General features: G+C 42.0%; 16 protein-coding genes and 1 pseudogene. 15 read left to right on the forward strand and 2 right to left on the reverse strand.

All coding sequences use genetic code 11. The features are described 5' to 3' along the window. Nucleotides 1-40 precede the first annotated feature (40 nt). From QE422_RS01570 to QE422_RS01640, 15 genes and pseudogenes are all read left to right on the forward strand, one after another. Nucleotides 41-409, forward strand: coding sequence for an FtsL-like putative cell division protein (locus QE422_RS01570; protein ID WP_307454623.1), 369 nt, complete (start codon nt 41-43; stop codon nt 407-409). Further along, on the forward strand, nt 393-2,384 hold the full coding sequence (locus QE422_RS01575; RefSeq protein WP_307454626.1) for a penicillin-binding transpeptidase domain-containing protein: 1,992 nt from the start codon (nt 393-395) through the stop codon (nt 2,382-2,384). The genes QE422_RS01570 and QE422_RS01575 overlap by 17 nt, the downstream gene beginning before the upstream one ends. A gap of 83 nt (nt 2,385-2,467) precedes the next feature. Next, entirely contained in the window at nt 2,468-3,928 is a 1,461-nt protein-coding gene (locus QE422_RS01580; protein WP_307454628.1) for a UDP-N-acetylmuramoyl-L-alanyl-D-glutamate--2,6-diaminopimelate ligase, read from the forward strand. Between the two features lie 27 nt (nt 3,929-3,955). Next, entirely contained in the window at nt 3,956-4,324 is a 369-nt protein-coding gene (locus QE422_RS01585; protein ID WP_307454629.1) for a four helix bundle protein, read from the forward strand. A gap of 50 nt (nt 4,325-4,374) precedes the next feature. Further along, nucleotides 4,375-5,616, forward strand: a complete 1,242-nt coding sequence (gene mraY, locus QE422_RS01590) for a phospho-N-acetylmuramoyl-pentapeptide-transferase (protein ID WP_307454631.1) — start codon at nt 4,375-4,377, stop codon at nt 5,614-5,616. A gap of 60 nt (nt 5,617-5,676) precedes the next feature. Further along, nucleotides 5,677-7,011, forward strand: a complete 1,335-nt coding sequence (murD, locus tag QE422_RS01595; protein ID WP_307454633.1) for a UDP-N-acetylmuramoyl-L-alanine--D-glutamate ligase — start codon at nt 5,677-5,679, stop codon at nt 7,009-7,011. A 22-nt stretch (nt 7,012-7,033) separates the two neighbouring features. Continuing rightward, complete coding sequence (locus tag QE422_RS01600; protein WP_307454635.1) at nt 7,034-8,272, forward strand: FtsW/RodA/SpoVE family cell cycle protein; 1,239 nt, start codon at nt 7,034-7,036, stop codon at nt 8,270-8,272. 78 nt (nt 8,273-8,350) lie between these two features. Beyond that, nucleotides 8,351-9,476 (forward strand): annotated as a pseudogene (murG, locus tag QE422_RS01605) (undecaprenyldiphospho-muramoylpentapeptide beta-N-acetylglucosaminyltransferase). Between the two features lie 103 nt (nt 9,477-9,579). Next, complete coding sequence (murC, locus tag QE422_RS01610) at nt 9,580-10,953, forward strand: UDP-N-acetylmuramate--L-alanine ligase (RefSeq protein WP_307454636.1); 1,374 nt, start codon at nt 9,580-9,582, stop codon at nt 10,951-10,953. 47 nt (nt 10,954-11,000) lie between these two features. Continuing rightward, complete coding sequence (locus QE422_RS01615) at nt 11,001-11,969, forward strand: cell division protein FtsQ/DivIB (protein WP_307454638.1); 969 nt, start codon at nt 11,001-11,003, stop codon at nt 11,967-11,969. A gap of 19 nt (nt 11,970-11,988) precedes the next feature. After that, nucleotides 11,989-13,380, forward strand: coding sequence for a cell division protein FtsA (gene ftsA, locus QE422_RS01620; protein WP_307454640.1), 1,392 nt, complete (start codon nt 11,989-11,991; stop codon nt 13,378-13,380). A gap of 70 nt (nt 13,381-13,450) precedes the next feature. Next, nucleotides 13,451-15,349: a cell division protein FtsZ gene (gene ftsZ / locus QE422_RS01625; RefSeq protein WP_307454641.1), complete on the forward strand. Its 1,899-nt coding sequence runs from the start codon at nt 13,451-13,453 to the stop codon at nt 15,347-15,349. A gap of 86 nt (nt 15,350-15,435) precedes the next feature. Beyond that, complete coding sequence (locus tag QE422_RS01630) at nt 15,436-15,882, forward strand: GatB/YqeY domain-containing protein (protein WP_307454643.1); 447 nt, start codon at nt 15,436-15,438, stop codon at nt 15,880-15,882. A gap of 410 nt (nt 15,883-16,292) precedes the next feature. Continuing rightward, complete coding sequence (locus QE422_RS01635) at nt 16,293-16,703, forward strand: BrxA/BrxB family bacilliredoxin (RefSeq protein WP_149245884.1); 411 nt, start codon at nt 16,293-16,295, stop codon at nt 16,701-16,703. 221 nt (nt 16,704-16,924) lie between these two features. Continuing rightward, complete coding sequence (locus tag QE422_RS01640) at nt 16,925-18,439, forward strand: GH3 auxin-responsive promoter family protein (protein ID WP_307454646.1); 1,515 nt, start codon at nt 16,925-16,927, stop codon at nt 18,437-18,439. Between the two features lie 37 nt (nt 18,440-18,476). On the opposite strand, the gene QE422_RS01645 is transcribed toward QE422_RS01640, so the two are convergent. Both QE422_RS01645 and QE422_RS01650 read right to left on the reverse strand, forming a co-directional pair. Beyond that, complete coding sequence (locus tag QE422_RS01645) at nt 18,477-18,848, reverse strand: hypothetical protein (RefSeq protein ID WP_307454647.1); 372 nt, start codon at nt 18,846-18,848, stop codon at nt 18,477-18,479. A 33-nt stretch (nt 18,849-18,881) separates the two neighbouring features. Next, entirely contained in the window at nt 18,882-19,244 is a 363-nt protein-coding gene (locus QE422_RS01650; RefSeq protein WP_307454649.1) for a hypothetical protein, read from the reverse strand.

Genomic DNA, 19,244 nt, shown 5'->3' on the forward strand with positions numbered 1-19,244 from the left:
CAGGCAACGCGAATTCACTGCAAAGCAAATTGACAATAAATTGGCAAAAAGAGCAACAACAAATCGTCCTCAGAAGAGACTTACTTTTATAGACATTATAAAAGGAAATTTCCTGAACCGTGACGAGATCAAGATGCACTACAAATACTTTTTGCTGCTGTTTATCCTGATGATGGCGATGATTTACAGCAACCATCTGGTAAATAAAAAAATTAAAATCGTTAACGCTTTAAAAGAAGAAACGGAAGAATATAAATCACGGAACGCTTACGCACAGAGTAAGCTGATAAAAGTAAAAATGGAATCGGAACTGGGGAAGGAAGTCGCACGGGATTCTCTGATGACGCTGGAAAACCATCCTCATAAATTGCTAATCAAACTGGACAGTACAGATGCAAAAGCAAAATGAATACGACAACAAACGTAAGAAAACCTTACGGTGGGGCTACCTCTTCGCAGTGGTGGCTTTGTGCGTGTTTACCCTGTTCCTTGCAAGAATCGTCATCCTTCAGAATACCAACGTCCAGGAAATAAAAGACGATTACATCAACAAAAATTACCGGGAAGCGACCTTAAAAGCCGCCAGAGGGAACCTGTTTGCTTCAGACGGCTCTATCCTTGCCACAACCGTGATGCGGTACGACATTTACCTGGATTTCAAAACAATGAGGGACACGATATACACCAATAATATCGGCGCTCTCACCGATTCTTTGAGCAAAATGTTCGGAAAGCCGAGAGGAGAATTCAGAAAGAAATTTGACGAGCAGCGTAAGAAGAAAAACCAGTATTATACCTTGGTAAAAGGCCTGGATTTCGATCAGTATGACAGGATCCGTAAATTCCCGATTTTCAGAAGAGGTAAAAACAAAGGCGGTTTCATCGTAGACCGCAACTACAAAAGAGAACTTGCCACCTCGGAGATCGGAGCAGGAACTATCGGGATGGACGACGGTGTACACACAGCCGGTCTTGAAGGTGCTTTCTCAAAATACTTAAGAGGCACAGACGGCAAAAGACTGGAACAGAGAATCAATTCATCCCAATGGAAACCAATTGACTTCTGGAAAGTTCAGGAACCGATCGACGGTGAAGATGTATATACGACTTTAGACCTTCGGATTCAGGACATTGCGCACTCTGCATTACAGAAACAGCTGATTAATTTCGAAGCGAAACACGGAACCGTGATTGTCATGGAAGTGGCAACCGGGAAAGTCCGCGCTATGGTAAATCTAAGAAAAACCGACGATGGTGATTATGTGGATTCCTATAACTACGCCCTGAAAGATAATATAGAACCGGGTTCCACTTTTAAAACCATTTCTCTGCTTGCCGCAATGGATGATGGATTTATCGACGAAAACACAACCGTGGATGTAGGAAACGGTGTCTGGGTATATGCCAAACAGCGGATTTCAGACGGTCACGGTCACGGGGTGTATGACATCAGTGATGTGCTGGCCAAATCCAGCAACGTAGGTTCCGCAAAATTAATTACGAAATACTACGCCGAAAAGCCACAGATTTTCCTGGATCACCTGAAACGATGGAAATTATTCGACAAAATGGATATCGAGCTTCCGGGAATCACCAAACCCCGGTTTGTAACCCCGGAAAGCAAAAGATGGAATCCTGCAGCCCTTGCATCCCTGGCGTATGGATATGCTTCCAACATCAATTTATTGCAGTTAGCCACTTTCTACAACGGGGTTGCCAACAACGGTAAAATGCTGAAGCCTCTTTTCATCGATAAAATTATGAAAGACGGCAAGGTATCGTATACGGCAAAACCTGAAGTGATGGTAAGCAAAATGGCTTCTGAAAAAGCGATCAGGATGATGACCCACGCGCTTACCAAAGCCGTTGAAAAGGGAACCGGAAAAAGCATCTTTACTCCTAACCTGAAAATGGCCGGGAAAACCGGAACCGCAAGGTTTGAATACTGGCTGCCCGGTCCGATGAAGTACCGCGCCTCATTCGCCGGCTTCTACCCTGCGGATAGTCCGAAATACACCTGCTATGTGATGATCAGCGAACCGAATACTGCGAAAGGCTTTTACGGAGCTACCGTTGCCGCACCGGTATTTAAGGAAATCGCAGGGAAAACCTTCCTAAAGACACCACAGAATGTTGAAAAAGAAATGCTGGTCGACAAAAAGGTAAACCTCAACAAGATGGTGGAACCGAATGTAAAAGTCGCCGTAAATCATAAACAGATGCCTAATGTAGTGGGATTAATCGGTAAAAACGTAATTCCGCAGCTGGAAAACCTGGGCTACCGGGTAGATTATAAAGGAGTCGGCAGAATTACGGAACAGTTTCCGACGGAAGGGACGACCATCAGCAAAAACCAGCGGATTTATTTATCCCTGCAGAATTAAAACGGGTCCTGAAGGAACGATTTAAAACAGAACGGGATGCAGTCCTGTTAAAATAAAATATTAAAAGATAAAGCATCAGAGAAATGCAGCTAAATGAATTATTAAAAAGAATACCGGTATTAGAGATCCTTGGCAATGACAGTCAGGAAGTTTCCGACCTGGTTTTCGACAGCAGAAAGGTTACGGAAAACTCCTTATACATTGCGGTGAGGGGAACCGTTGTGGACGGACATTCATTTATTGCATCATCGGTAGAAAAAGGAGCAACAGCTATTGTCTGTGAAGAATTTCCTGAAAATCCGGATGAGAACATCACCTATGTGAAAGTAAAAGATTCATCCAAAACTTTAGGCCAGCTGGCCTCCAACTTCTATGGGAATCCTTCCGAAAAGTTAAAATTAATCGGTGTTACCGGAACCAATGGGAAAACTTCGGTTTCCACACTGCTTTTCGATGTCTTTAAAAATCTGGGGTATGATTCAGCCTTATTGTCTACCGTGGAAATCAGAATTGCCGACCAGGTGATTCCGGCAACCCACACCACTCCGGATATCATTACCATCAATAAAATCCTGGCCCAGGCTGTTGAAGAAGGCTGCGAATTTGCCTTCATGGAAGTTAGCTCCCACGGGATTGCCCAAAACAGAATCGAAGGGCTTCATTTTAAGATCGCAGGTTTCACCAATCTTACCCACGATCACCTGGATTATCATAAAACGTTTGACGAATATCTGAAAACGAAGAAAAGGTTTTTCGATGAACTCGATCATACAGCCGTTGCCATTACCAATGTAGATGATAAAAACGGAAATGTCATGCTTCAGAATACGAAGGCTGCTAAAAAGTCCTATGCCCTGAAAACCATGGCCGATTATCATGGAAAACTCCTGGAAGTTGACTTCAACGGAATGCTGCTGAATTTCAACGGAAAAGAATTTTGGACAACTCTTACAGGAAAATTCAATGTATACAATCTACTGTTGGTATTCGGAATTGCTGCTGAGCTTGGCTTTGAGCAGGAAAAAATCCTTCAGGCCATCAGTCAGTTAAAAAGGGTTTCCGGAAGATTTGAAACCTTCAAATCGGATGGCGGAATTTTCTTCATTGTAGATTATGCCCATACTCCGGATGCCCTGGAAAATATTCTGGACAGCATCAACGATATCCGAACCAAAAACGAAAGGTTAATCACCGTTTTTGGCTGTGGCGGTGACCGGGATCATGCAAAAAGACCGGAAATGGGAAATATTGCCACGAAAAAATCGACGTTGGCCATCATCACTTCAGATAACCCGAGAACGGAAGATCCGGCAGCCATCATTAAAGAAATTGAAGCCGGTGTTGAACCGCAGAACTTCAGCAAATACACATCTATTCCGGATCGGAAAGAAGCCATCAAAATGGCCATAAAATTTGCCGAGCCGAAAGACATCGTCCTTGTAGCCGGAAAAGGACACGAAAACTATCAGGAAATCAATGGCGTAAAACATCATTTTGATGATAAAGAAACAATTAATGAGCTTTGGAAATTAATGAGTAAATAAACATAAATGATTATTGATAATTGATTAATGATGGAAAATAATTACAACCAGATTTTTGCCAAGAGAACAAAGGCTTTAGCAATAAGAATAATCAATGACTTATCAGACTTGCCATATTCTGATAAGGTATCTGTAATCAGAAAACAAATATTTCGTTCAGCAACTTCGGTAGCAGCAAATTACAGAGCAATGTGCAGAGCGAGATCTGAGAAGGAGAAATACGCTAAAATCTGTATCGTTGTTGAAGAAGCTGATGAGACAGTATTTTGGCTTGAAGTCATTGAAGAAATAAATATGATTTCTAAAGAGATTGCAGATGTTCTCATGAAAGAATGTTTAGAAATTTTAAAAGTAACATCAACTTATAAAAGTAAATTAAAGAGTAAAGTAGCATAATATTACTTTCAGAGATCAATCATCAATTATCAATCATCAATAATAAAGAAATGTTATATTATCTATACGAATATCTAACCCAACACGGCATCCATGTTCCAGGACTGGGACTGCTGAGATACATCTCGTTCCGTGCCGGAATGGCGGTTCTGTTTTCCCTGACCATCGCTCTTGTATTTGGTAAGAGAATCATCAACTACCTGCGGGCAAAACAAATGGGTGAGCTGGTTCGTGATCTTGGACTGGACGGACAGAAACAGAAAGAAGGAACCCCTACCATGGGAGGCCTTATTATCATTCTGGCGACGTTAATTCCGGTTCTGCTTTTCACAAGAATTACCAATGTCTATATCGTTCTTCTGATTGTGTCGGTCATCTGGATGGGGGCGATCGGTTTCCTGGATGATTATCTGAAGAAGATTAAAAAAAATAAAGACGGCCTGAGCGGTAAATTCAAAATCGTAGGACAGGTCGGCCTGGGAATGATTGTCGGAGTTACCATGTATTTCCACGCTGATGTTACGGTAAAAAGAAAATACTCGGATGCCAAAGTGGTAAACAGAAATAATGTGGAGCAAAATTTTATGCCTACTGAAAAAATCACGGTTTCCACAGTTCCTTTTGCTAAAAACAACGAATTCGATTACAGCGGGATACTCTTCTGGATGAATGATAAAGATGCCCACGAATGGGCCTGGGTGGTTTTCATCCCGATCGTTATTTTTATTGTAACGGCCGTATCCAACGGAGCCAACATCACCGATGGGATTGATGGCCTTGCCGCAGGAACCAGTACCGTCATTTTATTGGCACTCGGCCTGTTTGCTTACCTCTCCGGAAACATCATTTTTGCAGACTATCTGAACATTATGTTCCTTCCGAACATGGGAGAAACCACCATTTTCGTAGTGGCCATGGTAGGAGCCGTGATCGGATTCTTCTGGTACAATACCTACCCTGCCCAGGTTTTTATGGGCGATACCGGAAGTCTCATGCTAGGCGGTGTCATTGCCGTTTTAGCAATTATTTTAAGAAAAGAACTGATGATCCCTGTGCTGTGCGGAATTTTCTTAATTGAAAATATTTCCGTGATGCTTCAGGTGGTTGTATTCAAATACAGAAAAAGAAAATTCGGGCTGGAATATGCCCAGAACAACAGGCTGTTCAGGATGTCCCCTTTGCATCACCATTATCAGAAGGGTGGCTTCCATGAGAGCAAAATAGTAAACCGAATGATCATTATCGGGGTAATGCTGGCGATTGTATGCCTGATTACTTTGAAGATGAGATAAAATTAATTTAAAAATTGAATGATTCTAACCGGATTGTTCAGTCATTAAATCAGAAATTATATGAAAATAGTTGTTTTAGGAGGAGGAGAAAGCGGTTGCGGAGCTGCCTATCTGGCGAAAAAGAAAGGCATGGAAGTCTTTCTTTCGGATAAAGGCGCCATCAAAGACAATTACAGGCAGTTTCTTACCGACCATGAAATTGAATTTGAAGAAGGGAATCACGACGAAGAAAGGATTCTAAATGCAGACTGGATCGTAAAAAGCCCGGGTATCCCGAAAAAGGCCGATATGATTCAGAAAATCCAGCAGAAAGGCATAAGACTTTCCTCTGAGATCGAATTTGCTTCAGAGTTTACCGATGCTAAAATTATCGCGATTACCGGAAGCAACGGAAAAACAACAACCACATCCCTGATCTACTATATCCTGAAAAATGACGGATTAAACGTAGGCCTGGGCGGAAATATAGGATACAGCTTTGCAAGACACGTAGCCGATGAAAACCATGAGTATTACGTACTGGAAGTAAGCTCCTTCCAGCTGGATGATATTCAGAATTTCAGGCCGTACATTTCTTTGCTGCTGAATCTGTCTCAAGACCATTTGGACCAGTATAATTACAATTATGAGGAATATGCACTGGCCAAATTCAGGATTACGGAGAACCAGGAGAATGATAATTTTTTCATCTACAACAAAGATGATGAAATGAGCAAGAACATTCTCGAAAAATTAGAGGTCAAAGCGAAAATGATCCCTTTTTCTACCAAAGAACAACTGGCTGAAGGAGGTTTCATCAACGAAGATAAAATAGAAGTGAAGCTGAAAGATAATTTCTCCATGAAAATTGATGAATTATCTCTTTTAGGCACCCACAATGTAGCCAACAGCCTGGCGGCGTCGATCGCCGGTAAAATACTGGAAATCAATAATGAAAGCATTAGAAATTCTTTAATGACCTTCCAGGCGGTAGAACACCGGTTAGAGCTGGTAACCGAAATTGACGGTGTAAAGTTCATCAACGACAGTAAGGCAACCAATGTGAACGCGACCTATTATGCCTTGGAAAGCATGAAAACACCGACCGTATGGATTGTCGGCGGCGTAGATAAAGGAAATGACTATACTGAAGTAGAAGAATTAGTCAAAAGAAAAGTAAAGGCCATTGTCTGCCTGGGAATAGATAACGATAAGATTATCAACTTCTTTAAAGACAAAAAAGAATATATTTACGACACCTCAAGCATGGAAAAAGCTGTGGAAATAGCAAAATCCCTGGCTAAAAAAGGTGATACGGTATTACTGTCTCCCTGCTGTGCAAGCTTTGATTTATTCAAAAGCTATGAAGACAGAGGCCGTCAGTTTAAAGATCAGGTATTAAAGGAAATCCGCTAACCTCAAATAGCGAACACGAATTATGAACGAACAGGACACAGAAAACAGATTTGAATTTCTAAAGGGCGATAAAGTACTTTGGATGGTCATTCTTGTGATCTCCATCTTCTCTATTTTCCCTGTATACTCCGCAAGTTCGAATCTGGAATATATCGTTAATAACGGGACCACGACCGGTCACGTCATCAAGCATATGTTCTTTGTGGTCTTAGGATTGGGGATCATGAGAGTGGTCGGAATGATCAAGTACGAGTACATTGGAAAGCTCAGCAGCATTCTGCTTGGGCTGATGGTGGTGTTATTGATTGTCACCATGTTTACCGGCCAGACCATCGATGGGGCAAGTGCTTCCCGATGGCTGAAAATCCCCGGAACACCGATTTCTTTCCAGCCTTCTTCGTTCGCTTTCCTAATGCTGATTATCTATCTGTGTCGGTATTTAACCAAAAAAATTACCCGTGAAAGGCTTCCGATAGAAAACATCATGTACATTTTCGGGCCGATTTTACTTGTTTTTGTCCTGGTGGCCAAAGACAACGGTTCCACGGCATTGATGATCCTGATGGTTTCCGTGATTGTGCTTATTATTGGGCAGCTGCACTGGAAATATATCGCAGGATTTATTTCTGCTTCGTTCATCGCTATCGTACTGTTTTTAGTCGTTGCCTTGAATACCAACCTCATCGGCGGAAACCGGGTGCATACCTGGATGAGCCGGATCGAAACCTTTACCTCCAGCAAAGCGAAAACCGCTGATGTAGATGATGAAAGCGTAAAAGCCAAAAACTACCAGGTGATGCAGGCCAAAGCGGCCATCGTTCATGGGGGAATTACCGGAATGGGACCTGGCAAAAGTGCTTTGAAGCAAATGCTTCCGCAGTCCGCCTCCGACTTTATCTTCGCGGTAATTGTAGAGGAATATGGGGTAATCGGAGCTGTTTTTTTAGTGAGCTTATATTTAATCATGATTATCCGTATTGTGATGATCGCCAGCAAGATGCCTGCCTTCTTCGGTTCTCTGCTGGTACTTAGCCTGGGAGTTATGATTTTCGTACAACTTTCGGTAAATATTGCCGTTGCCGTCAATCTCATCCCGGTTACAGGGCAGCCGCTGCCACTGATCAGTTACGGGGGAACCTCGATGCTGGTCACCTACCTGCAGCTGGGAATCATCCTGAACATCAGCTCAAGGATTCAGATCTACGATGAAGAAGGAATGGGTAAAAAACAGAGCATCGCCGAGATAAACGATATTGCTTAAAGTTCCAAAGGAACGACTTAACACAGGATAGGATGAAATCCTATCAAAATTGAATAAATAAATTTTTGATAAATAAAAATGGACAATCATTCAGTCAATAGCCAAAAGCCAACAGCCATCCGCGTTTTATTATCGGGCGGAGGAACGGGAGGACATATCTTTCCGGCCATTGCTATTGCCGATGAGATCAGAAAAAGATATCCGGATGCCGTTTTCCTCTTTATCGGGGCCAATGGCAAAATGGAAATGGAAAAGGTTCCGCAGGCGGGTTATCCTATCGAAGGAATCGACATTGCCGGAATCGACAGGGGAAATATGCTGTCGAATCTGGGTCTGCCTTTTAAAATTCTGAAAAGCCTGTCCCGATCGAAAAAGATCATTAAGAATTTCAACCCCGATTTTGCTGTGGGAACCGGAGGTTTTGCCAGCGGACCGGCCTTGTACGAAGCCAGTAAACTGGGAATTCCGATTTTTATTCAGGAGCAAAATGCCCACGCCGGTGTAACGAACAAAATTTTAAGTAAAAAGGCAAAAGCCGTATTTACGGCCTATCCTAAAGTGGAAGGCTTCCCGGCTGACAAAATAAAATTCCTCGGCAACCCGATCCGTGAAAATATTGTTTCCGGAATGCAGGATCCTGTTCTTGCCAAAGAGAAAATGGGACTTGCCAAAGACAAGCTGACCATTTTATCCGTTGGCGGCTCTTTGGGTTCAAGAACTCTGAACAACGGGTGGAAAGACAATCTGGAACACCTGAAAGAAAAAGGCTACCAGCTAATCTGGCAGACCGGGAAACTGGATTACAGCGAACTGTCCTCCAGCCTCCAGCTTTCAGCTTCCATCCAGCTAAAAGAATTTATTAAGGAGATGGAAACGGCCTACTCGGCAGCCGATGTAATTGTTTCCCGTGCGGGTGCTATCGCCATTTCCGAACTGGCCGTGGCTCAGAAACCGGTCTTATTGGTACCTTTTCCTTTTGCTGCAGAAGACCACCAAACTAAAAATGCCTTAAATACTGGTAGAAAAAAATGCGGCCCGGATGGTAAAAGATACCGAGATGAAAGATACATTCTGGAATACGCTTTCAGAGATTTGTGAAAATGAAGATTTAAGAAAAGAAATGTCGGACAATCTAAGGTATTTTGCCAAGCCCAACGCGGCTAAAGAGATTGTGGATGAGATTTTTGAAGCAATGTCTATCTGAGAAGAAAAGACAATATATTGAACTTGGCATTAAGAAAAGCCATTTATAGCCTTTGAAAAGGTAATTTGGAAAAGAAAGAGATTATAAAGATTTAAAATATAAAATGAACCGTTTAAAAACATATCAGAATTTTTACTTCGTTGGAATCGGAGGTATCGGGATGAGTGCGCTGGCACGTTATTTCCATGCCTCAGGCAAAAAAGTTTTGGGCTATGATAAAACCAATACCAAGCTTACGCAAGCGCTGATGAATGAAGGAATCGATATCGTTTTTGAAGATACCGTTGATGAAAAAATCACCCAGCTTCAACAGGAAAACACATTGGTAATCTATACGCCCGCCATTAAGGCTTTAGGGATTTTAGATTATTTTAATGAAAATCAGTTCGAAGTATTGAAGCGGGCAAAGGTATTAGGTTTAATTACGGAAAATACCGACTGTATCGCTGTTGCCGGAACCCACGGAAAAACAACGACTTCCACGCTTGTTTCTCACCTGTGTAAAGAAGCGGATCTGCCTTTTTCATGTTTCCTGGGAGGAATTTCCGAGAATTTTAAATCGAATTTCCTCTACAATGGCTCCCAATACTCTGTGGTGGAAGCCGATGAGTACGACCGAAGTTTCCTGAACCTTTCTCCGGATTGGGCTGTGATTACTTCTACCGATGCGGATCATCTGGATATCTACGGCGATAAAAACACCATTGAAGAAGGATTCAGGCAGTTTGCAGCCTTGGTTCCTGACGACAAACAGCTGTTTGTACGAAAGGGAATTGAAATCGGAAGGCCGGCGCTGACGTATGCCGTCAACGAAGAAGCCGACTATTATTCGGATAACCTGAGAATGGAAGGCGACCAGATTTATTTTGACTTCCACACCCCTACTGAAACGGTAAAGGATTTCATCTGGGATACACCGGGCATCCACAATGTAGAAAATGCAACCGTAGCGTTGGCAATTCTTCACAACATAGGCGTGGATTTCGACACCCTGAAAAAAGCAATTGCCAGTTTTAAGGGCATTAAAAGAAGATATACCAAACACCGCTATGAGAACGGTAAAATTTACATCGACGATTATGCGCACCATCCAACGGAAATCAATGCCGTGATGGGCTCGATCCGTACGTTTTACCCTGATAAAAAATTGCTGGTGGTTTTTCAGCCGCATCTCTTCAGCAGAACACGTGATTTTGCAGATGGATTTGCCGAAAGCCTCAGCCAGTCGGACGAATTGATTTTACTGGATATTTATCCCGCCAGAGAAATTCAGGAAAATTTTCAGGAAATTACTTCCGAATGGTTGTTAAAAAAAGTAACTTTAAATAAAAAGGAGGTTTCACCACTAAATGAAGCTTTCTCTAAAATAAAAGAAAAAGATTTCGATATCCTCCTCACCATCGGTGCCGGAAACATCGACACCCTATATGATCCTGTTTGTGAGTGGATAAATGAAATGCAAAGTGAACAAAAATAAAAACTAAAAAAGAAAAAACTTGGTGAACTCTGTGTTCAAAAAAGAAAATGAAAAATAAATACAGAATATTAAAAATTGCTATTACGGTAATCCTTCTTGGGTTTCTGCTGAGTTTTTCGTTAAAGAAATTCAGCGGTCAGAAGATTACGGATAAGCAGATTTCTGTAAAAATGAATGAAAAAACACCGGTGTATTTCGTCGATGAGAAAGACATCCGTGAGATTGTAAAAAAGGAAAACCCTTCCGGAGAAGTAGGTGACCTGGATATTCCGGCGCTCGAAAAGAAGATCAACAACCTTCCGGCAGTAGACAGCGCCAATGTTTATCTGAATCTGAACGGAAAACTGAACCTCGACATCAAGCAGAGGGTTCCGGTGTTCAGGCTGAATAAAGAAGGAAGAGACTTTTATGTGGATGATAAAGGCGTGGAATTCCCTATCTCGAAAACCTATTCTCATCCCTGCATGCTGGTGACGGGAAATGTGAAGAAAGAAGAATATGAAAAGCTGGCTGAGCTGGTGGAAAAAATCGATAAGGATGATTTCAGTAAAAAATACTTCATCGGGATTTCCAAAGATCGCCACGGCGATTATAATCTGCTGACCAGCGAAGGGAATTATAAAGTAGAAATAGGAGACCTGGAAAGTATTGAGTTTAAAGTAAAGGGCTTTAAGACTTTTGTAGAAAAGTACCTTGTGTATCAGGATCCGGAAAAATACAGCATGGTTTCCGTGAAATACCAGAACCAGATTGTGACCACTTTAAACCCCTATTTTAAAGAGAACGACAGCATCCTGGAGGCCGGTAACAAAGAACTGGCAAAAGCACCTGTACTCACTGCAAAAGCAGTTGAGAATAGAACCAAGCCGACAGAAAATAAAAGAATAAACACCGCTTCAGCAAGAACAGCGGGGAACATAAAGAAAACTGTAACCAAACCGAAACCAACCAGAAAAACAGAGAAAAAACCTACGGCTGCAAAGCCGAAAACCAAGGCAACCGTTAAAATAGAATAAAAATCAAATCGATATAAAAATGGAAAATCAAGAGTATTCAGTAGGTCTGGACATCGGGACGACGAAAATTGTCGCGATTGTCGGAAGGAGGAATGCACACGGGAAGATAGAAGTTCTCGGTGTAGGAAAGGCGAAAAGTCTTGGGGTTCACAAAGGTATTGTGAATAATATTTCGCAGACCATTAATTCAATTAAGGCTGCGGTGTTAGAAGCACAGTCCAGTGCAGGTGTTCCGATCCGTAAAGTAACGGTAGGAATTGCAGGAAAACATATCCGTTCCCTGCAGCATTCGGATTATATTATGCGTGAGCACCCCGACAAGTTTATTACAGATGACGACATTGAAGCATTAAAAGACCAGGTCAAGAAGCTGGTCATGCTCCCTGGTGAGGAAATTATCCATGTTCTTCCCCAGGAATATAAAGTGGATTCCGAAGGTGAAATTCAGGAGCCTGTAGGAATGCACGGAAAACGTTTAGAAGCCAACTTCCATGTAGTCGTAGGGCAGATGGGAAGCATCCGCAATATTGCAAGATGCGTCCGTGAAGCCGGGCTGGAAATGGAAGCGCTTACCTTGGAACCGCTGGCATCTTCAGAAGCGGTTCTTACCAAAGAAGAAAAAGAAGCCGGTGTGGCAATTGTAGATATCGGTGGCGGAACAACGGATATTGCGATCTTTAAAGACAATATCATCCGTCATACCTGTGTAATCCCTTACGGCGGCGGCATCATTACGGAAGACATCAAAGAAGGATGCTCCATTATCGAAAAGCATGCCGAGCAGTTAAAAGTTAAATTCGGTTCTGCGGTTCCGGAATTGGAAAAAGACAGTACCTATGTTACCATTCCGGGGCTTCACGGAAGACCGGACAAAGAGATTTCTTTGAAAACCCTGGCGCAGATCATCAATGCACGGGTAGAGGAAATTCTTGAGATGGTAAATACTGAATTAAAAGCCTACGGCGCCTTTGAACAGAAGAAAAAGCTGATTGCGGGAATCGTCCTGACAGGAGGCGGATCCAACCTGAAACACCTTCGTCAGCTCGCTAATTATACGACGGGTTTTGACAGCAGAATCGGTTTTGCCAATGAGTATGTAGCGAACGATAAAAATCAGTATCTTAAAGGCCCGGAATTTGCTACTTCGATCGGGTTATTAATGGAAAGTTTAAAGATCCGTGATAAAAAGCAGAATGCCGAAGCGCAACAGCCTATGGAAGAGGAAGTACAGCCGCAGCCGAAAGCTGAAACTGTAACTGTTCCGGCCGAAAGCGTACAGCAGATCCAGCAGCCGGAACCTGTTCAGCAACAGGAAACGATGCAGGAACAGCAGCAGAAAAGAGCGGCAAAGCTGACCTTCGGACAGTCGCTGATGGAAAAAGTGAAAAAATTTTTTGAGGAAGTAGAGTAGAAATTATAAATGAGAAGTGATAAGATGTGAATGATGCCTCAATTATCATTAATTATTAAAAAGAAAAGTTATGGAAAATATAGGTACACAGGGGTTTTCGTTTGATTTGCCAAAGGGAAATTCGTCGATCATCAAGGTAATTGGTGTAGGAGGCGGCGGAAACAATGCACTCAAGCACATGTACGAGAAAGGAATTCACGGGGTAGATTTCGTGATATGTAATACGGATGCACAAACTTTAGATAATAACCCGGTTGCCAACAAAGTACAGTTGGGAACTACCATCACCGAAGGTCTTGGTGCCGGTGCGGATCCTGAAGTAGGGGAAAAATCGGCCATTGAAAGCATCGAAGACATCAAAGCAGCCATGGGTCAGAATACCAAGATGGTATTCATTACTGCCGGAATGGGCGGTGGTACGGGAACCGGTGCGGCGCCCGTAATCGCCAAGGTAGCGAAAGATATGGGTATTCTGACGGTGGGAATCGTTACCGTGCCTTTTAGCTTCGAAGGTAAAAGAAGGCTGGAACAGGCAGAAAACGGCCTTGATAAATTAAGAAACAATGTTGACTCACTGATTGTCATCAACAACGATAAATTAAGACAGCAATTCGGAAACCTTGGGTTCAAACAGGGATTCTCAAAAGCCGATGAGGTATTGACAAACGCCGCTAAAGGAATGGCGGAAGTAATTACCGGTTACTTCGATGTAAACATCGACTTTAGAGATGCTAAATCCGTATTGCAAAACTCCGGTACCGCATTGATGTCTACCGGAATTGCTTCCGGCGAAAACAAAGCTGAGGAAGCCGTTAGAAAAGCGCTGGATTCTCCATTATTGAACGATAATAAGATTACAGGAGCCAAAAATGTACTGTTGCTGATTAGAAGCGGTGCAGAAGAGGTAACAATGGACGAAATTGGGGTGATCATGGATCATATCCAGAAAGAAGCCGGACATACGGCCGATATTATCTTCGGGGTAGGTGCTGATGAAGAACTGGGAGACTCTGTAAGTGTACTGGTTATTGCAACAGGATTTTCAAACGATAACAAGAAGTTTGCAGGACCTACTGAGAAAATCAAAATCAGCCTGAACGACAGTTTTGAATCTCCGAAGGAGTCGCCTTTTAAAACAAGAGAAGAAAGAGAATCTTCCGATCACAGCTATGATTTCGGTGGAAAAAGCCTCTTCAGACTGGATGACGAAGACAGCGATATCCCGCAGTTCGGAAGCACGGCTACTGAAAAAAAAATGACTATTGGCAGCGAAGAGACTAAAACGGAAATAAAATTCTTTGATAAAGAGGAAGATAGAAACAATCCTGCCCAGCAATGGAGAAATGAGGAAGAGGAGCAGGAGTCTTTCAGCCTGTTTTCGCTGGACGACGAAGCCGAAGATCCGAATGACCTGGAAATCGAATCTTTTACCTTTGATTTCGACAGCAAGAAGGACGAACCGCAACAAAACAATTCATTCGGCAATCCTTACACAGAGGAAAAGCCTGTAGAGTTTAACTTTTTCGTGAATGAGCCGAAGAACGATTCAAAATCCGATTACGGCCAGCCGAAAGCGGAGTTTACCTCTTCTACAGAAGTAAACCAGCTTACCGAAGAGCCCCTTCAGAAAGTGGAACATTTCTTCCAGCACCTGAAAGAAGAACCGGTGATTGAAGATAAAGCGGAAACACAGGCTCCGAAACCGGCGGAAGAAGAATTTACGTTCGTTAATAAAACCGTGGATCAGGAAAGAGTGATGGAAAGAAGAAACAAGCTGAAAGAGTTCAACTCGCGCTACCAGAACTTCGACAGCTCAAGCGAATTTGAGTCTGTTCCTGCTTTCAAGAGAAAAAATATTTCCATTGACGGCAATAATGCCTCAGACCAGAATATCAACACGTATCTGTCTGACAACAACGGAAACATGCAGATCAGAGAGAACAGGTTTTTAAATAAAGACGTAGACTAAGAAATATAACAATGTAGAAATGTACCAATGTAACAATGCCTATCATTTGGTAAGCTGTTACATTGATACATTGTTAAATTAAAATCATGAGTTTAGAAAATACCATAAGTGAAGCAATAAAAACAGCCATGAGAGCTAAGGATAAAGTAGCTTTGGACTCCCTTCGTGCTGTAAAATCACAGATATTATTGCTGAAAACCGAAGCATTAGGTGCAGAAGTTTCAGCCGAGCAGGAAATCGCCATTCTTCAGAGAATGGTAAAACAGCGTAAAGATTCCCATGACCAGTTTGCCGCACAGGGAAGAAACGATCTTGCCGAAGTGGAAGAAGCACAAATGAAAATCATTGAGCAGTTCCTGCCAAAGCAACTTTCTGCAGAAGAACTGGAAGCAGAAATGAAAAATATTATCGCTGATACCGGCGCCGAATCGATGAAAGATTTGGGAAAGGTAATGGGAATAGCATCAAAATCTTTAGCCGGAAAATCGGATGGAAAAAGCATTTCCGAAATGGCGAAGAAGCTGCTTTCCTAATATAATTGATATTTGATGATTGACAAAGTCATCATTTACCGTTATTTTTATTTATTGTTGGATATTCAACCTTTGCATATCGATTTGATTAAAGAAGCCCGGAACTTTTTAAGTTCCGGGCTTCATTTTTGTGTTCAGATTTTATTTAATAATGATGATTCTCATTCAGAATTAATCATTTAAATAAAACTGAGGGAAATAGTAAACGTTTTTTCATTCTCCATTGTTTTCAGAATCATTTCAAATTTACTAATATTTTATGGATATTAACATATTTAATTCACAAAATAACAAATATGATTATACAATTAATACTCAGTGCATTCTGTTTAACAAAAACATCGATAGTTTTTATATATTGATGAAGAGCGGGGAATTCCTTAAATTTGTACTTTACAAAAAACAAAAATATGTATCCACAAGATTTAGTAATGCCGATGAAGGCTGAACTTACAGATAAAGGCTTTGAGGATCTGACCACACCGGTGCAGGTAGAAGAAGCATTAAAACAATCAGGAACCACGCTTTTGGTAATCAATTCTGTATGCGGATGTGCTGCAGGAGCGGCAAGACCGGGCGTTGTTTATTCTTTAACAGGAGATAAGAAGCCAGATCATTTAACAACGGTTTTCGCAGGTTTTGATACAGAAGCTGTTGTAGAAGCCAGAAAACATTTGGCACCATTCCCTCCAAGCTCTCCTTGTGTAGCACTTTTCAAAGACGGAGAATTGGTTCACATGCTGGAAAGACACCATATCGAAGGAAATCCTGCTGGAGCAATTGCTGCAAACCTTCAGGCTGCTTATGATGAGTACTGTTAAGAATAGAACGGAACTTTAAGTATAGAAACCGCTGCCAGTTGGCAGTGGTTTTTTGCTTCCCAAAATTTTCATTAATAATTTTTACCCGTAAATATTTAGCTACCACACTTTCTTTAGGTCTTGTACGACTCTGCATAAAACACGCAAAAAACACTATAAAATTTACATTTTTACGTCAGAAAAAATTCCTGGAAAATCCAATTATTGTTATATTTGTTGGAATGGCAACGAAAGCACTTTTCAATACGGTGGTCAATTGGTTTATCCGTCAGCGGATAGATCAGATCCAGAATTTTATGGATCATCCTATTGAGACTCAGAAAGGTATCTTATTCTCTCAGTTGTTTCATGCTGAAGATACGGAATACGGAAAGAAATATGGTTTTAATTCCATTTTGAGTTATCAGGACTTTAAAAACAAAGTTCCGATCATTACCTACGAGGAAATGGAGCCGTACATTGAAAAAGCGAGACAGGGTCAGAAGGATATCAGCTGGCCTGGCTACATTAAGCATTTTGCAAAATCTTCCGGAACAACAAACGCCAAAAGCAAGTTTATCCCGATTTCAGCCGAAAGCCTTGAATACTGCCATATGAAAGCGGGAAAGGATATGGTTTCCATTTATGCCAACAATCACCCCGAAAACCAGCTTTTTAATTATAAAAATCTTCGTCTGGGCGGCAGCTCTGAACTGTATGCCGACTTCAACACCAAATTTGGGGATTTATCGGCTATTCTGATTGATAATCTTCCGTTTTGGGTGGAAGTTACCACAACCCCAAGTAAGAAGGTTTCTTTGATGGGAGAATGGGAAAGCAAGCTGAAAGCCATTACTTCTGAAGTGAAAAATGAAGATGTCGGAAGTATCCTGGGCGTTCCGAGCTGGATGATGGTGCTTCTTCAGCGGGTACTCAAAGAAACCGAATTCAATAATATATCGGAATTATGGCCGAATCTGGAAGTGTTTTTCCACGGTGGAATCAGCTTTAAGCCATACCGCGAACAATACAGGCAGATCATCGGGAAGAGCATTAATTACTACGAGATTTACAATGCCTCCGAAGGCTTCTTCGGAATCCAGGACCGATCAAACAGTGACGAAATGCTTTTGATGCTGGATTACGGTATTTTTTATGAATTTATTCCGATGGACCAGTTCCATTCCTCTAATCCGAATGTGGTAAACCTTGAGGATGTGGAGGTAGGAAAAAACTATGCAATGGTTATCACAACCAATGGAGGTTTATGGAGATACCTGATCGGAGACACGGTCGTTTTCACCTCTACAAACCCTTTCAGGATTAAAATTACGGGAAGGACGAAGCATTACATTAATGCCTTCGGAGAAGAGCTTATGATTACCAATGTGGAATCTGCCTTAACCAAAGCCTGCGAGGAAACCAATGCAGCGGTTTCGGACTTTACAGGGGCTCCTGTTTTCATGAAAGAAAATGAAAGCGGCGCACACGAATGGATTTTCGAATTCTGCAAAAAGCCGGATGATTTGGACCGTTTTACTGATATTTTCGACAATCATTTAAAGTCCATCAATTCGGATTACGAGGCGAAACGCTACAACAATATTACGCTGAAAAGGCCGATTGTCCACATTGCCAAACCCAACCTTTTCTATTGCTGGCTGGAATCCAAAGGCAAGCTCGGCGGGCAGAATAAAGTACCGAGGCTCAGCAACGATAGGGAATACATCGATCCTTTGCTGGAACTGAACCGATAAAAATAAAACCGCAGTGATGACTGCGGTTTTTTTACGATTATTTTTTTAAATCTTCTTTCAGCTTTCTGGCGCCCTCCTCTACTTTGGAAGCTCCTTTCGCTGCGGCATCCTTTACATCCTGCCCAGCCTGATGAAGATCGGCTTTTGCTTTATCTGCAGTCGCATCGATTTTATTTTTCGCGTCTTCTGCAGCATTGTCGATTTTCCGTCCGGTTTCATCAATCTTTGCCTCGGCATTTTCTTTTGCCTGATTGATCTTGGCGGTATCTACGCCCAGTCCTGTTTCGGTAGTCGTGGTAGTGGTTACGGTTCCGTCCGCGTTTTCTACCTGTTCTGTCTTAGATTTCGATTTTGTACAGGATATCACCACTGCGGCAATCATAAGTCCTGATAAAATGCTTTTTTTCATACGTATTGAAATTTTTAAAATGTATTCTGTGTCTTATTGTTCTGCTTTTGTTTCTCCGGCCGATGGTATTTCAGGTGTTTTCGGCTTGTTCTTTTCTTCCGCTTTCTTTTCTTCCTGCGCTTTATTCTTATTTTCTTTTTCCAGCTCTTCTTTCAACTTCTTTTCCTGCTCCTGGAGTTTTAGTGCTTCTTTCACAGAATCCTGATATTTCTGGGAAGACATCCTGATCTGGCGCACCACATCGATGGAAGTCGCTCCATTGGAAAAGGAATCAATGGCCGTAGTGTCGTAATTCGCTTTTTGGCTGTCTGCAGGATAAAGGTCTGCCGGTTCTTTTTTGGAACAGGATACCAGTAAGGCTGAAAAAACAAATGCGGCAAAAGATAAATTTTTCAT

This window comes from Chryseobacterium sp. SORGH_AS_0447 (assembly GCF_030818695.1).
GTDB lineage: Bacteria > Bacteroidota > Bacteroidia > Flavobacteriales > Weeksellaceae > Chryseobacterium.